Raw genomic sequence first — 455 nt, forward strand, 5'->3', positions numbered from 1 at the left:
TCCATTGTTCCCCGAGGCCGGAGAGCCCCGTGGGTTCAGGGAAACCGAAGGTCCTTCAGCGCGAACCCACGGGGCCATCGGTGTGCATCAGGACGGTGCACCCGTGGGTTCGGTCAAACGCGAGGATGCTGAGCGATCCTCCGGGTCTCGGCGATGATGTCGGCCTGGACATGCTCGGGTCATGATGGACGTCCGCCGAACTGCCAGTTGTGCACCTCGATGTCGACGTACCGGTCCTGGGTCAGGATGGCGCGTGCCGCGTCCGGGTCCGGCGCCCGGACCAGCGCCGCCGTGCCCAGCCAGGTGGTGCCGTCGTCGGACAGCAACGGCCCGTAAGCGATAGGTCCCGCACCACCGCCAGCGCCGCCAACTCGCGCCTCCTCGCCTTCGACCAGACCGCAGATCGGTCGCACGCGCTGAGAACGCTTCAGGAATCCCGAAGTTACGTCACAGGC

1 pseudogene is annotated in these 455 nt (G+C 67.3%); it reads right to left on the reverse strand.

What is annotated here, in order from left to right:
* Positions 1 to 179: 179 nt before the first annotated feature.
* Positions 180 to 455 (reverse strand): annotated as a pseudogene (locus K7G59_RS34450) (hypothetical protein); the annotation flags it as partial.

The sequence above is a fragment of the Streptomyces sp. NK08204 genome (genome assembly GCF_020400585.1).
GTDB lineage: Bacteria > Actinomycetota > Actinomycetes > Streptomycetales > Streptomycetaceae > Streptomyces.